Raw genomic sequence first — 16269 nt, 5'->3', positions numbered from 1 at the left:
ACACCTTATCCGGGCTAGCGAACGTTTCGTTTTTGAGAGTAACCAGACCACAATTTAGTCGCCCCGGCTGACACAGCGCCGCCGGGGCGTCGTTAATTTACGCCTGCGGCCACAGCCATGCCGCACCACGCACACCACTGGAATCACCATGCAGCGCTTTACGGATCGGGGTTTCACACTCACCGCCGAAAACCCAGTTTTTCACCAGATTTGGCACGGTTTTATACAACCGTTCGACATTGCTCATCCCGCCGCCAAGCACAATGACATCCGGGTCGAGAATATTCACCACGTGGGCCAGCGACTTCGCCAGACGCAGCTCATAACGGCTTAACGCCAGCTCGGCAAGCGGATCCTGCGCGTCCACCAGGCGGATGATTTCATTGCCTTTAAGCGTATGTCCACTTAAGCGCTGATAATCGGTACCAAACCCTGTGCCAGAAATAAAGGTTTCGATGCACCCTTGCTTGCCGCAATAGCACGGCACCTCTTCCCGATAGCGCAATTCATCTTCATCCATCCACGGCAGCGGATTATGTCCCCACTCGCCCGCCGTCCCGTTACCGCCGATATGCGAGCGGCCATTAAACGCCAGACCCGCTCCACAGCCTGTACCGATAATCACCGCAAACACGGTCTGCGCACCGGCCGCTGCGCCATCCACCGCCTCAGAAACGGCCAGGCAGTTAGCATCATTCGCCAGACGAACGTCCCGGTTTAAACGTTGGCTTAAATCTTTATCGAAGGGCTTACCGTTGAGCCAGGTTGAGTTGGCATTTTTTACCACACCTGTATAGGGGGAAATAGAACCGGGGATCCCCATACCGACGGTGCCCGTTTGCCCGGTTTCTTTCTCAGTCAACGCCACCAGAGAGACCAGCAGATCAAGGGTTTGATGGTAATCACGCGGTGTCGGCTGACGATGGCGAAACAGCTCGTCGCCGCTATCGCTGAGCGCAATGATTTCCGTCTTTGTGCCGCCTAAATCGATACCAATACGCACATAATGCTCCTCATAGTTGGACAACGCATTCACATGCAAGCGCGGCGACAATTGGTTATCATGCCCGCTGCAATTAACGACTAGACCGTGGAAAATATCATGCTGTGGTTCAAAAATTTAATGGTATACCGTCTCAGCCGCGATGTAGCGCTGCGGGCGGAAGAGATGGAAAAACAGCTTGCCCCACTATCGTTTACCCCGTGCGGTAGTCAGGATATGGCGAAAACCGGCTGGGTTCCACCGATGGGTTCACACAGTGATGCGCTGACCCACACTGCGAACGGTCAGATTATTATCTGCGCGCGCAAAGAAGAGAAAATCCTGCCTGCGCCGGTGATCAAACAGGCGCTGGAAGCCAAAATTTCCCGTCTTGAGGCCGACCAGGGCCGCAAGCTGAAAAAAACCGAAAAAGATTCCCTGAAAGACGAAGTGCTGCACTCATTGCTGCCGCGCGCCTTCAGTCGTTTTAGCCAGACCATGATGTGGATTGATACCGTTAATGGTCTCATTATGGTGGACTGCGCCAGCGCGAAAAAAGCGGAAGACACCCTGGCGCTGCTGCGTAAAAGCCTGGGTTCTCTGCCCGTTGTCCCGCTGACGCTGGAAACCCCTATTGAACTGACGCTGACGGAATGGGTGCGTTCCGGTACGGTGGCACAAGGCTTCCAGCTTCTCGACGAGGCCGAACTGAAAGCTATTCTGGAAGATGGCGGCGTGATTCGCTGTAAAAAACAGGAACTGGTCAGCGATGAAATCGCCGTGCATATCGAAGCGGGTAAAGTGGTAACCAAGCTGGCGCTCGACTGGCAGCAACGCGTTCAGTTTGTGGTGTGTGATGATGGCTCGATTAAACGCCTGAAATTTAGTGATGAGCTACGCGATCAGAACGAAGATATCGACCGCGATGATGTCGCCCAGCGCTTTGATGCCGATTTTATTCTGATGACCGGTGAACTGGCGACGCTGATCCACAGCCTGGTAGAGGGGCTCGGTGGCGAAGCTCAGCGCTAAGAAAAAAATCAGACGCTAAAAAAGCAGAACGCCCGGCTAAGCCGGGCGTTTTTTTACAGATAACGGCAGAGATAAGAGGTCGGCTCGGCTACCTGCAGATGAAATTCACTTTGGCCGGCAACATTGAACACTTCACCCGCAGAGAAAGTCTTCCACTCGGTTTCACCAGGCAGCAGAACATGAAGCGCACCGCTAATGACCGTCATCTCTTCCGGCTGCGCGGTACCAAAGGTGTACTCACCTTCCACCATCACGCCCACACTGGCGCGGCCAGTACTGCTGCTGGTAAAACCAATGGATTTCACTTTACCGGAAAAGTATTCGTTACTTTGAAGCATGAACTGGCCCTTATAAAGAAAATGTCTGGAAAAACACTATAGAGGCCAGACTTCGCTTCTGTCACGCGAAATTGCAGGGTAACATGGCTTATACCAGCAGTTCCGAGGCGAGCCGCGCCACCAGAACATTAGAAAGTAATACTGGCACATCCAATGATTTTTGAAGTAAATCTCTGTGCCATTGATGAAAACCGAGGCAATCAAGCATTAATACGTCCGCACCCTGCTCAATAAGCTCTTTTCCCGCCGAAACCAGTTGATACTCAGTCGCCTCATACGGATGTGCCAGCGTGTAAAATGGCGTCTTTTCCAGCACGCTCCATTTACGCTGCTGCGGTTCCATCAGTTCAGGGATCGGCACAATCACCCCTACCTGATGACCATCAACAATCGAGGCAACAAGGGGCGGAATAATACGCTGTGGTTCGATCAAAATGGCATTACGCGCATTCAGCCCACGGATATCTGCCGTACTCATCAGCAAAATAACGTCGTAGCCCTGGTTGTCCATCACTTCGATAACGCTTTGCAGATCACGCTCCACTTTCTCGCGCGAGACCATCGCAATACTGCCATCGCACAGACGCGTAGGCAGCGGCGTTTCGCCCGGATCAACTTTGTAATCTGTCAGGACGTCCTGGGGATCCATTTTACCCAGCAGGCTGAAATGGGTTATCTGCTGTTCAGAAATATGCTCGGTCAGCAACGGTAATATCGTTTGAACAGGCACCACCCCCACGGTGAGGATCGCCATCGTTGAACTCATCTTGTTCATCCACCTTGCAACACTGCTTTTTCGTTAATGCTTTGACGCAGCCTAAATGCACAGGCAACTTCCAGGTTCTTAAAGATTCCCAAATACGCCAGTAATGTCTGATTATTGACGGTCCTCATCCATCTTGCCAGAGTGAAAAATGTGATGAGGCCCCGCTTATTTCATGTTTCAGAACTTTTTCAAGGCAATCAGTTTTTATCTGGATCCTCATACCGCTTTTTAGCATCCAGGGCTTCTTGCTCAGTGGGGTGCTCACTGATTAAAGAGTCAGGTTTAGGATGGTCGGCACGTAATTCGTACCAGGTGACGGTCTGCCCGGCTGTGCCTTTTTCGACAGCAACAACACGGGCTTCACGAGGATAAGGTGGTTTACCAGGCATGACGTTACCTCAGTTACGGGGTCAGGCCTTAAGTATAGACAATCGTTTCGCTAGCTGGCGCGCGCCAGACGCAGAGCAGTCTGAATTTCAGCGATCACCAAATCAAGATCTTGCGCGGCATTCACAACATGATGTGCAGCTTCACGGTAGAGGGCATCACGGACCGCAAGAATTTCGCCCACCTCTTCGCGAACAGGCTTACCGGTCAGGGTCGGACGCTGGCTCTCTTTCGGGTACGCTTCCAGACGATCAACCAGCACCGGGACAGGTGCAGAGAGATAAATCACCACCCCCTGCTCGCGCATAAATTTGCGATTGTACTCGCTCAGAATGATACCGCCGCCAGTGGCAACAACACGCGCAGGCGCGGTAACAGCTTCCAGAGCTTCGGTTTCACGCGCACGAAAACCATGCCAGCCTTCTTTGCTTACGAGCTGGGCAACGGTCATCTGCGCCTGCTCCTGCAACCAGTGGTCTGTATCGACAAACTGACAAAGGTGTAACTGTGATAACGCATGACCAACGGTAGTCTTACCGCAACCACGTGCGCCAACTAAAAAAATGGGTAACGTCATGAACGGGTGTTCCCTCTGATATCGCAAGGTGAAAAAAAGAAAAATAAGATAATGGTAAATCACCCTGCCGGGCGTTGAGTGATCGTAAACAAATCGTTACGCTTCAAAAACAACTTGCATCCTTCCTCATTAAAACCCAGAGACGACGCCACATTTGAGTGTAAAGATTTTAATGCAACCTATGTAGCGATAACCTTACTTTAAAAGATTGTCTGTTGACAAGCCCACAGGCTCGTTTAGCGTAACATATTCACATAACCGTTGATGATACTACTCATCAGCTTTGCGGCGCTGGCGCTCGAGCAGCCATTTATCCAGTTGAGCGGCAAATTGCTGGCGGTCACGCTGTGACAGGCTATCCGGACCACCGGTCTGAATCCCGCTGGCGCGCAGCGTATCCATAAAATCTCGCATCGTCAGACGTTCGCGAATCGTCGCTTCGGTGTAGCGCTCACCGCGCGGGTTAACGGCTGCCGCGCCTTTGGCTAAGACTTCCGCCGCCAATGGGATGTCTGCCGTGATCACCAGATCGCCCGCCTCACACAGACGCACAATTTCGTTATCGGCGACATCAAACCCCGCGGCAACGCGCACAGAACGGATAAAGCGCGAGGGGGGCACACGGATATTTTGGTTCGCCACCAGCGTCACTGGCGTTTGTGTGCGCTCGGCTGCACGAAACAGAATCTCTTTAATCACATTCGGACAGGCGTCCGCATCAACCCAAATCGCCATCATCGCTCCTCACTCTCATTTCGGGCATTGTCGCGTTAAATGCCCCGCTTCGCAAAGCATGACGTTAAGCTTTCGCCCTGTAAGCCTTTCCACGTTAAGCTATACCTCACAACACGTAACAGCAGAGAGACAGACGTAATGGAGAAAAAAATCGGTTTTATCGGCTGCGGTAACATGGGCAAAGCCATTCTCGGCGGTCTGATCGCCAGCGGTCAGGTACAGCCTGGGCAGGTCTGGGTCTATACCCCATCGCCAGAAAAAGTCGCCGCACTGCATGACCAGTACGGCATTAACGCCGCGCAGAGCGCGCAGGAAGTCGCCCAGATAGCCGACATTGTCTTTGGCGCCGTAAAACCGAATATTATGGTCAAGGTTCTTAGCGACGTCGCATCCAGCCTGAATAAAGAGTCGCTGGTCGTGTCGATTGCCGCAGGCGTCACCCTCGATCAACTGGCGCGGGCGTTGGGCCACGATCGGAAAATCGTCCGCACCATGCCTAACACACCGTCGCTGGTAAATGCCGGTATGACCTCCATCACGCCGAACGCCCTGGTGACACAGGAAGATATCGCCGACGTACTTAACATCTTCCGCTGCTTTGGTGCCGCTGAGGTTATTGCCGAACCGATGATTCACCCGGTGGTGGGCGTCAGTGGTTCCGCCCCGGCGTATGTGTTTATGTTTATCGAAGCCATGGCCGATGCCGCCGTGCTGGGCGGAATGCCACGCGCGCAGGCTTACAAGTTTGCCGCGCAGGCGGTGATGGGATCGGCGAAAATGATGCTGGAAACCGGCAAACATCCGGGCGAGCTGAAAGACATGGTTTGCTCCCCTGGCGGTACGACCATCGAAGCGGTCAAGGTACTGGAAGAGAAAGGCTTCCGCGCGGCCGTTATCGACGCCATTCAGGCCTGTATGGCGAAATCCGAACAGATGAGTAAATAAAACCGTGACTGCGCCGCCGGGCCACCCGCGGCGCAGTCATGTGCTACGCCAGCATCTCACTGGCCTGACGCAGAGGCATCGGCTGCTGCATTTTCACCAACAGTTCTGCCGTTGCAGTATTTTCACCGCAGCTTAGCACCGCTTTCAGCATCCCCTCTTCGCCATAAAGCACCGCAAAACGCTTATCCTCAAACGAACCAAGCATTTTTACACTGTCCCATTCCCGCGCATAACCCAGGTATTCGAAGCGCGTACCGAAATGGGTGGTCCAGAAAAACGGTACCCGATCAAATGCATGGTGCTCACCCAGCATATTTTTTGCCGCCAGTCGCCCCTGCTGCTGCGCCACGCGCCAGTGTTCAATTCGCCGTCTGCCTTCCGGCGCCGGATAACTGGCGATATCGCCCACCGCCCATACTCCCGGCGCGGCACATAAGGTTTCATCCACCGTCAGGCTGCCGTCTTCTTCATGGTGAAGATCATGGGCCAGATCGGTAAACGGACGAACCCCGGTGGCAAACACCACCACATGTGCAGGCAGCGTCAGGCCATTTTTCAGGCGTACCCCCTGCACATGCCCGTCGCCCTCCAGTGCCGCCGGCTCACCATGCACAAATTTCACGCCATTCTGCTTATGCATATTGAGAAAGTGTTGGCCCATCTCTTCACCAAACTGCGGAACAAAAGGCAATTCGTGGCGCGACACCACCGTCACGTCAATATCCTGGTTGCGTAAGGCCGCCGCCAGCTCCATGGCAATAAAGCTGTTGCCGATGATCACCAGTTGATGCTCCTGTTCCACATCGTTGAGCAACTGCTGTGCCTGATGGAGTTCCCGCAGGACATGAACGCCTTGCAGGTGGTTACCTTCAATATCAGGACACAGCGGCTGCCCACCGGTCGCCAGCAACAGTTTGTCAAAATGGAGCCTTTGCCCGCTGGTCAGGGTAAGAAAGCGCTCGCGGCTGTTGAGGTCGGTCACCTCTTCTCGCAGGCTTTCAACGCCCGGCTGCTGGTAAAACGCATCATCAAGCACATGCGGCACTTCACTGATTTTCATTTTGCCTGCGGGGACAAATTTGCTCAGTGCCGTACGGTCATAAGGGGCATCGTTCTCTTTATCGATAAGCACTAAACGCCCGGAGTAACCCGAGTCGCGCAGCGTTATGGCGGCGGAACTCCCCGCGGCCCCGGTACCCAAAATAATCGTGGTCTGTTCCTGTTCACCGCGGATCAGCGGCCTGCTGGCAGGGGACATCGGACGTGGGTTGACCAGAACGCGATTTTCTTCCAGCAGTACCGGATATTGTTTAAGGCTGGTCAGCGCAAGCGGCTCAAGCCACTGTCCATTCTTAATGTCGAATTCAGCTTTGTGCCACGGACAAACCAGCCGCCCTTCGCAGACAGCTCCCTTCTCAAGGGGAGCTCCCGCATGGGGGCATTTGCTCTGGAATGCGCGCACCTGCGTTAAGGTGCGAATGAGGATCATGGCGGTACCCGCCACTTCGACTTTTACCGGCTTGTTTTCCGGTAGTGAATTGATATCTAAGACGTATTGGTAGCTCATAACATTGCTCTCGTGTCAGTGTTGGAGATACGGACGTAACGCCAGACAGCGCACACCACGAGGAAATAAAAAGCACTCAATCTGTAATGATGACCTGTTAAGCCTGGCAGAGAATAGGCCTATAGCAACCAGGCGAGGAGTCAGGCGGCCACTTCGGTGCGATTGCGCCCGGCTTTTTTCGCTTTGTATAACGCCAGGTCGGCAGATTTTAGCCACTCCCGGTAGTGGGTCATTTCATCGGTCAGAGGGGCAACACCGACGCTGATTTGCAGCGCCAGTTGCGGAGCAGAAGGCAGGCGGAAGGCGGTGAGGCGGTCATGAACACGCTCCATGGCTGCAATCGCGTTTTCAGGCGGCGTGCCGCACATGATGACGGCGAATTCATCACCACCGAAACGCCCAATCAGATCGCTACCGCGCAAAGTGAGTTGCAGGTGACGGGTGATGGCAATGATCGCCTCATCCCCCACGTCATGTCCCCAGGTATCGTTAATGGTTTTGAAATGATCGACATCGATCAGCAACAGCGTCGCGATCCGTTGATGACGGCGACAATCATCAAATTCATCACGCAACAGACTCTCCCAATGGCGACGATTGTAAACGCCAGTCATACCGTCACGGATACTCATCACCTGCAGGCGGCGTTTATGTTCCTCAAGCCTCGCGGCGTTACGGAAAGTCATCCAGGAAAAGAGGAGTGGATACAGCAGAAGTACCGGCACCGTCAGGCAGATAATCAGTGACGGGCTGTCGGGGGCAATGGCAATACCCGTAAGCTGGAGGGTAACCAGGCAGGCAACCACCATCAAAATAACCCCGGCAAGGCACAGTCGCGGCCCGCCTGCCCCCATCGTGGTGATAAAAACCACCATTGCCATGGCGATAGAGGGGAGCAGGTTCACACCGATGAGCCCCATCCACATTCCGGCCAGCAGGGCATCTGCCTTCAAATTATGGGTTTCACTGGCGTAGGGATCGCTTGAGCGGGCCGCCAGTTGCCAGGCGAGATGCGGCCAGACGAAAGTCCATAAAACCAATAAAATCCACCAGCCTCCCGCAACCGGCTGTAAAACCAGTACCCCAGCGAGCGGCATAAACAGGCAAGCCAGCCCTACCGCCCGTGGCAGCCGTTCCCGCTGCGCGAACTGGAGCCCCATTGAATGGGGATCGTCATCGTGCAGAGCACTACGTCTCTCCTTGCCGCTCTCTGTTGCATAAAAGTTATTATCATTCATCATTATTGGGAACATTCTGAAACATTTTCCCAAATTATAGAGAGGGGTCATGCGGGGAAAGTATGAAATTTCGGGTGAGTCGCGTGGCGACCTCACCCGTTTGGATTAGCCTGTTTTTTTCAGGCAGCCGCTCATAAATTTGCTGCGATCTTCGCCTTTAAGCGACTGCTGCGTCGCCTGTGCGTTGCATTCGCGCATTTTTTGCTGTTGGGGACTCAGACTTTTTTGTCCGGGCTCGGTTTTGGTATTTTTCAGGCAATCGCTCATATACCGCTTGCGGGCATCACCGGAAAGGGTCTGCGCCGTAGCCTGCTGATTGCAGAGGGTCATACGTTGTTGTTGAGGGGTAAGAGTCTTCTCAGCGGCACTCAGTGCAGTAACAAACACCAGGCCGAACAGGAGCGTAACAAGTAATGTTATTTTCATAGCACCATCCTTCTGTAAGCCTTGCCCCTTAAGGATGGTCTGTCATGGAGAAAAAACCACCCGGCAGGAGAAATTTCCCACCGGGCAGCAACTTATTTCAGCCCAAGCGCGTTTTTCATGGTGAAGAACAGGTCGGTCTGATCGGTCAGGCCCACAACGTTAGCCGCGTGTGGGCCATAGGCTGCCAGACGAACCTGTGTGCCGGTATGCTCCATCGACTCTTCCTCAGAGTTACCGTAGGTTATCGCCATCACCGCACCGTCTTTGGTGTTCAGCAACTGGCTCAAGCCAGGCGCTTTGGTGTCAGGCGGGATAATCTGGCTGGCGTGAGCATGATCAGCGGTAACAATGACCAGCGTATTGCCATCTTTTTTGGCGAAGGCCAGCGCTTTTTGCACGGCTTCGTCGAGGTCGACAGTTTCACCAATCTGGCCGCACGGGTTGGCAGCATGATCTTGTTTATCGATCGATGCGCCTTCCACCTGCAGGAAGAAACCTTTCTCGTTTTTGCTCAGCAGGTCGATCGCTTTTTCGGTCATCTGCGCCAGCGTCGGTACGCTATCGGTACGTTTAGCATTTGGCGTACAGGTCACCGCGGGTTTATCGAGATTACCGTGCAATGTGGCTTTCGGGCCTTCCCAACGAACCGGCATGTTGCCATCGGAGAACAGCCCCAGTAGCGGTTTATCCTGATTCGCTTCGGTGATAGCCGCCAGCGTCGAGGCGTCCCCCACTAACTGGTAGCCACGCGCCTGTGCCTGCTCACGCAACGTTTTGCCTTTCCACTCCCCGGCGGTTGCCGTTTCACTGAAGGTCTTCGCACCGCCGCCAAGGGTGACATCGGCACGCGCATTCAACAACTGCTCAGTGATGGAACCTTTGCCGCCTTTTTCCAGCGCATTGCTGGCACATTTTTCACTGGTAACGCTCGGGCCGTAGCATTTACGCGACGTCACATGGGAAACAAGCGCGGCAGGCGTAGCGTCCTGCAATTCAGCGGTAGAGACGTTACCGGTAGCAAGACCCGCGGCCTTTGCCATCTCCAGGATCGTCATATGATCTTTTTCGTGGATATCGACACCCAAGGCGCCGTTATAGGTCTTCACGCCGGTAGACCATGCCGTGGCGGATGCCGCAGAGTCGGTCACGTAATCGGGTTTGCCCGTTTTCTTATCCAGCGCATAATGCGTGTACTGACCCGTCAGTGGTAACGCATCGATACCTTTAAAATAACCGCCCGCCCCTTCGGCATAATTTCGCGCAGCGGTAATTTCTGAATCGCCCATGCCATCACCGATCAGCAGAATAATATTTTTAGCCGGTTTGTCATTGAGCGAGGAACGTATTGCGTCAGTTTGATCGGCAGTTAAACGGCGGGCGCCGCCTTGCGTCGTAATATCCCCCTGTGCGGCACGATTCTCAAGCACAGTGGTGGCGGAAGTGGTATCTGCATAAATAACAGGGGTAAACAGCATAGGGAATAAGGCGACGAATAATGCGCTCTGTTTCACTTTATTTTCTCCGTGTATAAATACTTAAAAAGAAATAAAACAGAGCGACTATAGGCACCGCGTATGACAGTGAGATGACAGCGTGACTTATCTCAAAGTCTCAGTTGCGCGGGTGCCTTAAAAGCTTTTTTATATACTGTTGCAGCAACTCCGTATCATGATCGGAAACGTCCGTTCCCGGATGAACATCATCCATCGCGCCTTCAATACTCTGGATAAGCGCCTGTTGCTCAGGCAGCGCCATCTGACGCAAAAGTGCAGTGACAACGATCTCCAGCGCTTCCACCTGCGCAACCAGTTCTTTGGATTCCTCTTCCTTTTCCGCGAGTTTTACCAACAGCTCTGCAATGAGATTTTTCATAGCGCTATTTCCTTATGTGATATTCGATGACGTTAGCACTCTGTTCTGTAGTTGCAAAGTGGATGCATCTATTATTTTTCGCTAAATTTGCGCTATGTAGAACCGTAAAACAGGAAAGCCAGTAACGAAACGTTTCTCTGACATAGACGTAAATTTATTCCTGTGTCAAAGCGAGGCGGGAGATAAAAGAATATATTTTTTCTATAAAGAAAATTTATATCCAGAGCGGAGCCAGAAGCTTCCGATCTGGATATCCGTTCAACGTCGCGCTTTACGTAATGCCAGCGCCAGTTGCCAAATATTGCATAAAACCACCAGCGCCGTGGCGACAAATACCCAGCGGAATCCAGCCATCGCCGAGACAGACGCCCCCATCAGCGGCCCGACCACGTTACCCAGATACATAAACGACTGGTTATAACCAAAAATACGTCCGGTCACCTGGTCGCTGGAATATTTAAGCAGCAGCGTTTGAACGGCAGGCAGCATCGCCCCATCGGCGAAGCCAAGCATAAAACGCAAAATGCCCAGTTGTAGCGGCGAGGTGACAAACGACATGGCGAAAAATAGCACCACGGCGCAGACTAACGTTGCCATCAGAATGCGCGCCGTACCAATTCGATCGCCCAGTTTTCCCAGACGCGGCGCCGAGATAAGCGCGGAAACACCCGGTACAGCGGCAATCATCCCGCTGAGGAAGGCGATATTGCTGCTGTCGGGCGTCATAGACTGGATAAACAGCGCCAGGATAGGCCCGATAGAGCCATTGCATAACTGGATAACCAGCGTCGTCAGAAAAAGACTGATCACCAGGCCCGGATAAGGTAGCGAGGAAAAGACGGCCTTACCGCTCAGCCGTTGCGCCTTGCTGACCTTAGGACGCGCCCCCTCTTTAATCAGAAACAGTGTGACCAGAAAACTGACGATCAGCAGCGTTGCGGTGATTAAGAAAACGGTTCGTAAACCAAAGTGGTCCGCCAGAAAACCGCCCATTAACGGCCCGCCAATCACCCCACTGATTTGCGCCGTCGAGAGTGTGCTTAGCGCCCAACCGCTACGCTCACGGGGAGCCTGAGAGGCGACCAGCGCCATCGCATTGGGAATGTAACCAGACGTGAGCCCCATGACGCCGCGTAAGATGAGCAACTGCCAGACATTTGTTGCAAAAGCCTGCAGTAAAATGGCGATTGCCATCCCCAGTGAGGCGCGCAACAACATTAACTTGCGCCCTTTTCTGTCAGCAAGGCTGCCCCATAGCGGTGAAACTATCGCGGAAACCATAAACGTGACGCTAAAGGTCAACCCGGACCACATCGACAACGCTTCGTGAGAAGAGACCCCCAGTTGGGAGACATATAAGGGCAAGAACGGTAAGATTTGACTGATGGCAAGACCGGTGAAAAAACAGCCGAACCATACGGAAATAAGGTTAATTCTCCAGGATTCCATAAACAGCAATTATTATTCAGTTTTTGGCAAATTAGACACAGGTTAACAAGAACAGTAATAAGAATACGCACCAGAGGTGCGATTAGCTTTTTTTTGGTGTTTTATCTTCTCTATTCTGCCACAGGCCACAGCCCTGAATATCAACCACACTTATCACGGTAGTTTATGCTTTAGCGGCAGAGCCCAAATCCACGCATCCCAAGATGAAAATGGTTGGCGTGCGCCGCGTTGTACTCCGGCCCAAGGCCATTGCCATAATACCCACAACTCGCGCTTAACATCGCCTGTAGCCAGGGACGCGTATCATCGCGCGTCCAGCCTCGCAATACCGTTACCTGTTGACCGTTTGCCAGATGAAAACCACTAATATCCAGCGCTTCAGCAGTGGCGTGTTCGCTAAGACGGGCATCGGGTCGATTATAGATATTACGGCAGGCGTAACTTCCCAGATGGTCGATGCGTATGAGCGGGCTGCCCATAAATTGCTGCGTTAGCGGCCGGGCCTGTTGTTCAACAAAAAGCGCTGAACTGAGTGCCAGCGGGCAACTGGCAAGAAAACTGCTGCTAAGTTTGACCGGGCCAAAATCGCGCACCCTTACCACATTGTTCAGCGGACAGTCACCCTGGGTATCGGCGACAGATGTTGAGGAAATGAGTTGCTGCTGGTTTGCCTGTTGCAGCAACTCAACGCACTGCCCCGGATCGAGCCGGCGTAACTTAAACTGGGTAATGCGGCCTGGCGGATCATTAAGTTGTAATGGTGCGAAGGGGTTGTAGTAGGCAGGCAAATAGCGCCAACCCGCCGCCAGTCCGCCGAGCAAAATAAACAAACCGATGAAGCCTTTCCCTTTCACGCATCCCCTCCATTAATCACTGCAAAACAGTATGGCAGAAGTGATATGGTATGTGCTTTCTGATTCATGTGAGTGAAAGTTGAGATGGCAAAACTGCGGGTAGGGGTCGTGTTCGGCGGCAAGTCGGCTGAACACGAAGTGTCGCTGCAATCGGCAAAAAATATCGTCGATGCAATGGATAAATCGCGTTTCGATGTTGTATTGCTGGGGATCGATAAGCAGGGTCAGTGGCATATCAACGACGCGAATAATTATCTGCAAAATGCCAGCGATCCGGCGCGAATTGCACTTAATCCCTCTGAAAGCAGCGTTGCGCTGGTGCCGGGACAACCGTCACAGCAACTAATGAATGCCACGGATGCCAAACCCTTCCCACAAGTGGATGTGATTTTCCCGATTGTCCATGGTACGCAGGGTGAAGACGGTACGCTACAGGGCCTGCTGCGCATGGCAAACCTGCCGTTTGTCGGCTCAGATGTGCTGGGTTCCGCCGCCTGCATGGACAAAGACGTGACCAAACGCCTGCTCCGTGATGCGGGTCTCGCTATTGCGCCGTTTGTCACCTTAACCCGCAGTAACCGCGATCGTATGACGTTCTCTGAGATACAGGCGAAACTTGGGCTGCCGCTGTTTGTAAAACCAGCCAACCAGGGCTCTTCCGTTGGCGTCAGTAAAGTCACCAACGAAGCGCAGTACCATACCGCCGTCAGCCTGGCGTTCGAATTTGACCATAAAGTGGTGGTCGAAACTGGCATCACCGGTCGCGAGATCGAATGTGCGGTGCTGGGTAATGACGATCCGCAAGCCAGCACCTGTGGCGAAATCGTGCTTAACAGTGAGTTTTACGCTTACGATACCAAATACATTGACGATAACGGTGCGCAAGTGGTTGTACCGGCGGCGATCTCCCCCGAAGTGAATGATCATATTCGCGCTATCGCCGTACAGGCGTATCAGACTCTGGGCTGTGCGGGTATGGCACGCGTCGACGTATTCCTGACACCGGACAACAAAGTGATTATTAATGAGATCAATACATTGCCTGGTTTCACCAATATCAGCATGTACCCGAAACTGTGGCAGGCAAGCGGTCTCGGCTACACCGATTTGATCACGCGCCTGATTGAACTGGCTTTGGCGCGCCATCAGGCTGATAGCGCGCTGAAAAGTTCGATGAACGGTTAATCCTGCGTTTTTTCTTCCTCATTCGCCGCGTCTTCGTTTTCTTCGGGGCGGCGGCGAATGATAAATCCGGCAAGCCAGAAACTGATGACCCAGGTCACCAGCCCGACGGCATAGTTTTGCCAGCCTTTCGTTTCAAAACCCAGCAAACCCACAACGCCATTCAGAATAAAGATCAAACCAATCGCAAACGCATAGTAGTGCCAGTCACGGCGTATTTTTGAAGGCAGCTTCATGACAACTCCGGCAATAAAAACGCCATCCTCGCATATTTGTCATGGCACGTCTGTGGCGCATACGGAAATTCTGAAATGTTAATTCGATGGTCGAAATGTTACAGAAATGTGAGCGCGTACAAAATTTACACATCCGGAATCATTCCCGCTGCGAAATTATCACCATTCCGATGTTGACAATTTAATCGAACTGTCAAAATTACACCGATTCACTGGCTCTGAGCCAACGTAATTAAACGTAGCGGAGGTCTATATGGCTGACTTTACCCTGTCGAAACCCTTTTCGGGTAAAAAAACTCGCGACGCCTCTACGCCCGGTAATATCGCTTATGCCGTGTTTGTGCTGCTCTGCTTCTGGGCAGGCGCGCAACTTCTGAACCTGTTGGTGCACGCGCCCGGGGTCTTTGAACATTTGATGCAAATGCAGGACACCAACCGACCACACGTTGAGATGGGGTTAGGTGTTGGCACCATTTTTGGTCTGGTGCCTTTCCTGATTGGCAGCGCATTTCTGGGCGTGATTGCCCTGGTATTGCGCTGGCGACGCCATCATTAGTTTTTCATCATACATTGTGCCCGGCGGTCATCGACACGCTTAGCAAACCAGGCAGTTGTAAGGTTGCGTGTGATCTTCGGGCTTTCCAGTTGGATCCCCGGCAGCATTTCTCGCGGTAACGTTTTCCCGGTTTTCTGTTCTGCCAGACGATAAACGTTCTGGTATAACGCTGTTTTCTCTAAGGCAATACTGTCGCCGGTTTGTAACTGACGGCGGATATCCCTGTCGCTCATCCCCAGTTTCGCCCCCAGTTTTCTGGCTACCAGCTCCGTTGCACCTGCATCGTTGCTGCCGTACTGAATCAGATCGCCGTCCAGCGCCAGTTTAGCGCCGGTTGCTTTGCTTAGTGCATTCTGGAATGCCGCGTTACGGCTGGCGTAATGTCCGGCATTAAAATCAGCAAAGCGATAAAGGGGGGCCGTGTAATTTGCCGGATAATTGAGCAGGTGGTATGTGCCAAACCACAGGCCACCGCGACGGGTAAAGACCTCTTGTCGCACCGTGCCTTCCATTTTCCACGGGTAGCCGTCGGTGTGTTTCTCGGCAAACGCAACGCTAATTTGCATAGGCCCACCGGTATGCACCGGGTTATAAGAACCAAAAAGCGTCTGTCCCATCGGCACGACGCTGATAAAATCGTCGAAAATTTCACTCAACTGTTTTTCGGTGCGAACCTTGTCCAGACGTTCGCTATAACTTTTGCCATTGGGCGATTCAATTTTCAGCGCGGTGTGTACCAGGGCAAGCGGAATATGTAAACGTGCCGCACGGCGGTCAATCTCTTTCCAGGCGATTTTATTCAGCCCCGGCACCTGCGGATCGGCCTGATAGTTAGACTCCTGCTGCGCAACCGCCAGCACCGAACAGATATTTTCCAGCGTCGGTGCAATCGACTGGCTGCTAAAGGCGGTGGCAATATCTTGCGCCCACGCATCCCGGTCTTTCACACTCGCGGGCATTTTTTCTCGGACCACGCTCGCCACATCGCGGGGCTTCTCCGCTTCGGCCTCCTTCGTCTCTTCTGCGCGGGTTGTGTTTTTCGGTGTCGTACAACCGGCGAGAATCATTCCCGTCAGCAGTGTCATTGTGGTCGCGATAAGACGCGGCGCGCAAACAGGCATATCGTT

Annotated in this window: 19 protein-coding genes; 4 read left to right on the top strand and 15 right to left on the bottom strand. The window is 53.0% G+C overall.

Annotated features, from left to right (window positions below; all coding sequences use genetic code 11):
• Positions 1-97 precede the first annotated feature (97 nt).
• A complete protein-coding gene (gene mak / locus IP582_RS05050) occupies positions 98-1003 on the bottom strand; it encodes a fructokinase (protein WP_193795260.1) in 906 nt (301 codons plus the stop codon).
• Between the two features lie 99 nt (positions 1004-1102).
• Between mak and rdgC the strand changes: the two genes are divergently transcribed.
• Entirely contained in the window at positions 1103-2014 is a 912-nt protein-coding gene (gene rdgC / locus IP582_RS05045; RefSeq protein WP_193795259.1) for a recombination-associated protein RdgC, read from the top strand.
• Between the two features lie 53 nt (positions 2015-2067).
• Here the strand turns inward: rdgC and ppnP are convergent, their stop codons facing one another.
• The 5 genes from ppnP to IP582_RS05020 form a co-directional block, all read right to left on the bottom strand.
• Positions 2068-2352, bottom strand: a complete 285-nt coding sequence (gene ppnP, locus IP582_RS05040) for a pyrimidine/purine nucleoside phosphorylase (RefSeq protein ID WP_193795258.1) — start codon at positions 2350-2352, stop codon at positions 2068-2070.
• An 88-nt stretch (positions 2353-2440) separates the two neighbouring features.
• A complete protein-coding gene (locus tag IP582_RS05035) occupies positions 2441-3118 on the bottom strand; it encodes an AroM family protein (RefSeq protein ID WP_041852551.1) in 678 nt (225 codons plus the stop codon).
• A 197-nt stretch (positions 3119-3315) separates the two neighbouring features.
• Positions 3316-3507: a protein YaiA gene (gene yaiA / locus IP582_RS05030; protein WP_041852552.1), complete on the bottom strand. Its 192-nt coding sequence runs from the start codon at positions 3505-3507 to the stop codon at positions 3316-3318.
• A 50-nt stretch (positions 3508-3557) separates the two neighbouring features.
• Positions 3558-4082, bottom strand: a complete 525-nt coding sequence (gene aroL / locus IP582_RS05025; RefSeq protein ID WP_041852553.1) for a shikimate kinase AroL — start codon at positions 4080-4082, stop codon at positions 3558-3560.
• Positions 4083-4352: 270 nt separating this feature from the next.
• The gene (locus IP582_RS05020) at positions 4353-4817 is read right to left on the bottom strand and encodes a YaiI/YqxD family protein (RefSeq protein ID WP_041852554.1); all 465 of its coding nucleotides are present in this window, start codon (positions 4815-4817) and stop codon (positions 4353-4355) included.
• Between the two features lie 138 nt (positions 4818-4955).
• On the opposite strand from IP582_RS05020, the gene proC reads away from it, so the two are divergent.
• Positions 4956-5762 (top strand): pyrroline-5-carboxylate reductase, encoded by an 807-nt coding sequence (gene proC, locus IP582_RS05015; protein ID WP_193795257.1) that lies wholly within the window; start codon positions 4956-4958, stop codon positions 5760-5762.
• 43 nt (positions 5763-5805) lie between these two features.
• Here the strand turns inward: proC and IP582_RS05010 are convergent, their stop codons facing one another.
• The 7 genes from IP582_RS05010 to IP582_RS04980 all read right to left on the bottom strand — a co-directional run bounded on the left by IP582_RS05010 (position 5806) and on the right by IP582_RS04980 (position 13168).
• Complete coding sequence (locus IP582_RS05010) at positions 5806-7329, bottom strand: FAD-dependent oxidoreductase (protein ID WP_193795256.1); 1524 nt, start codon at positions 7327-7329, stop codon at positions 5806-5808.
• 140 nt (positions 7330-7469) lie between these two features.
• Entirely contained in the window at positions 7470-8582 is a 1113-nt protein-coding gene (gene adrA, locus IP582_RS05005) for a diguanylate cyclase AdrA (protein WP_193795255.1), read from the bottom strand.
• Between the two features lie 90 nt (positions 8583-8672).
• On the bottom strand, positions 8673-8993 hold the full coding sequence (gene psiF, locus IP582_RS05000) for a phosphate starvation-inducible protein PsiF (RefSeq protein ID WP_132439366.1): 321 nt from the start codon (positions 8991-8993) through the stop codon (positions 8673-8675).
• A gap of 92 nt (positions 8994-9085) precedes the next feature.
• Positions 9086-10504, bottom strand: a complete 1419-nt coding sequence (gene phoA / locus IP582_RS04995; protein ID WP_193795254.1) for an alkaline phosphatase — start codon at positions 10502-10504, stop codon at positions 9086-9088.
• Positions 10505-10604: 100 nt separating this feature from the next.
• Entirely contained in the window at positions 10605-10865 is a 261-nt protein-coding gene (gene iraP, locus IP582_RS04990) for an anti-adapter protein IraP (protein ID WP_041852560.1), read from the bottom strand.
• Positions 10866-11123: 258 nt separating this feature from the next.
• Positions 11124-12314 (bottom strand): multidrug efflux MFS transporter, encoded by a 1191-nt coding sequence (locus tag IP582_RS04985; RefSeq protein ID WP_041852687.1) that lies wholly within the window; start codon positions 12312-12314, stop codon positions 11124-11126.
• A 170-nt stretch (positions 12315-12484) separates the two neighbouring features.
• Complete coding sequence (locus tag IP582_RS04980) at positions 12485-13168, bottom strand: extensin family protein (RefSeq protein ID WP_071195857.1); 684 nt, start codon at positions 13166-13168, stop codon at positions 12485-12487.
• 84 nt (positions 13169-13252) lie between these two features.
• Here IP582_RS04980 and ddlA point away from each other — a divergent pair, with 84 nt between their 5' ends.
• Positions 13253-14353, top strand: coding sequence for a D-alanine--D-alanine ligase (gene ddlA, locus IP582_RS04975; RefSeq protein ID WP_193795253.1), 1101 nt, complete (start codon positions 13253-13255; stop codon positions 14351-14353).
• On the opposite strand, the gene IP582_RS04970 is transcribed toward ddlA, so the two are convergent.
• Complete coding sequence (locus tag IP582_RS04970; RefSeq protein WP_193795252.1) at positions 14350-14586, bottom strand: DUF2754 family protein; 237 nt, start codon at positions 14584-14586, stop codon at positions 14350-14352. The two genes, ddlA and IP582_RS04970, sit on opposite strands and share 4 nt — an antisense overlap.
• Before the next feature lie 253 nt (positions 14587-14839).
• Here IP582_RS04970 and IP582_RS04965 point away from each other — a divergent pair, with 253 nt between their 5' ends.
• On the top strand, positions 14840-15142 hold the full coding sequence (locus IP582_RS04965; RefSeq protein ID WP_041852564.1) for a YaiY family protein: 303 nt from the start codon (positions 14840-14842) through the stop codon (positions 15140-15142).
• On the opposite strand, the gene IP582_RS04960 is transcribed toward IP582_RS04965, so the two are convergent.
• A complete protein-coding gene (locus tag IP582_RS04960) occupies positions 15139-16263 on the bottom strand; it encodes a DUF1615 domain-containing protein (protein ID WP_193795251.1) in 1125 nt (374 codons plus the stop codon). The two genes, IP582_RS04965 and IP582_RS04960, sit on opposite strands and share 4 nt — an antisense overlap.
• Positions 16264-16269 lie beyond the last annotated feature (6 nt).

This window comes from Citrobacter sp. BDA59-3 (assembly GCF_015167655.1).
GTDB classification, from domain to species: domain Bacteria; phylum Pseudomonadota; class Gammaproteobacteria; order Enterobacterales; family Enterobacteriaceae; genus Phytobacter; species Phytobacter diazotrophicus.
The sequence above is the reverse complement of the archived record's forward strand: the minus strand, read 5'-3'. Positions and strand labels throughout refer to the sequence as shown.

What these genes read in the sequence shown, in the direction of transcription:
- ppnP (WP_193795258.1), bottom strand. Translation starts at nt 2,352, where the DNA reads ATGCTTCAAAGTAACGAATACTTTTCCGGTAAAGTGAAATCCATTGGT.
- iraP (WP_041852560.1), bottom strand. Translation starts at nt 10,865, where the DNA reads ATGAAAAATCTCATTGCAGAGCTGTTGGTAAAACTCGCGGAAAAGGAA.
- ddlA (WP_193795253.1), top strand. Translation starts at nt 13,253, where the DNA reads ATGGCAAAACTGCGGGTAGGGGTCGTGTTCGGCGGCAAGTCGGCTGAA.
- yaiA (WP_041852552.1), bottom strand. Translation starts at nt 3,507, where the DNA reads ATGCCTGGTAAACCACCTTATCCTCGTGAAGCCCGTGTTGTTGCTGTC.
- IP582_RS04970 (WP_193795252.1), bottom strand. Translation starts at nt 14,586, where the DNA reads ATGAAGCTGCCTTCAAAAATACGCCGTGACTGGCACTACTATGCGTTT.
- rdgC (WP_193795259.1), top strand. Translation starts at nt 1,103, where the DNA reads ATGCTGTGGTTCAAAAATTTAATGGTATACCGTCTCAGCCGCGATGTA.
- adrA (WP_193795255.1), bottom strand. Translation starts at nt 8,582, where the DNA reads ATGTTCCCAATAATGATGAATGATAATAACTTTTATGCAACAGAGAGC.
- IP582_RS04985 (WP_041852687.1), bottom strand. Translation starts at nt 12,314, where the DNA reads ATGGAATCCTGGAGAATTAACCTTATTTCCGTATGGTTCGGCTGTTTT.
- IP582_RS04960 (WP_193795251.1), bottom strand. Translation starts at nt 16,263, where the DNA reads ATGCCTGTTTGCGCGCCGCGTCTTATCGCGACCACAATGACACTGCTG.
- psiF (WP_132439366.1), bottom strand. Translation starts at nt 8,993, where the DNA reads ATGAAAATAACATTACTTGTTACGCTCCTGTTCGGCCTGGTGTTTGTT.
- IP582_RS05010 (WP_193795256.1), bottom strand. Translation starts at nt 7,329, where the DNA reads ATGAGCTACCAATACGTCTTAGATATCAATTCACTACCGGAAAACAAG.
- IP582_RS05020 (WP_041852554.1), bottom strand. Translation starts at nt 4,817, where the DNA reads ATGGCGATTTGGGTTGATGCGGACGCCTGTCCGAATGTGATTAAAGAG.
- aroL (WP_041852553.1), bottom strand. Translation starts at nt 4,082, where the DNA reads ATGACGTTACCCATTTTTTTAGTTGGCGCACGTGGTTGCGGTAAGACT.
- IP582_RS04965 (WP_041852564.1), top strand. Translation starts at nt 14,840, where the DNA reads ATGGCTGACTTTACCCTGTCGAAACCCTTTTCGGGTAAAAAAACTCGC.
- IP582_RS05035 (WP_041852551.1), bottom strand. Translation starts at nt 3,118, where the DNA reads ATGAGTTCAACGATGGCGATCCTCACCGTGGGGGTGGTGCCTGTTCAA.
- proC (WP_193795257.1), top strand. Translation starts at nt 4,956, where the DNA reads ATGGAGAAAAAAATCGGTTTTATCGGCTGCGGTAACATGGGCAAAGCC.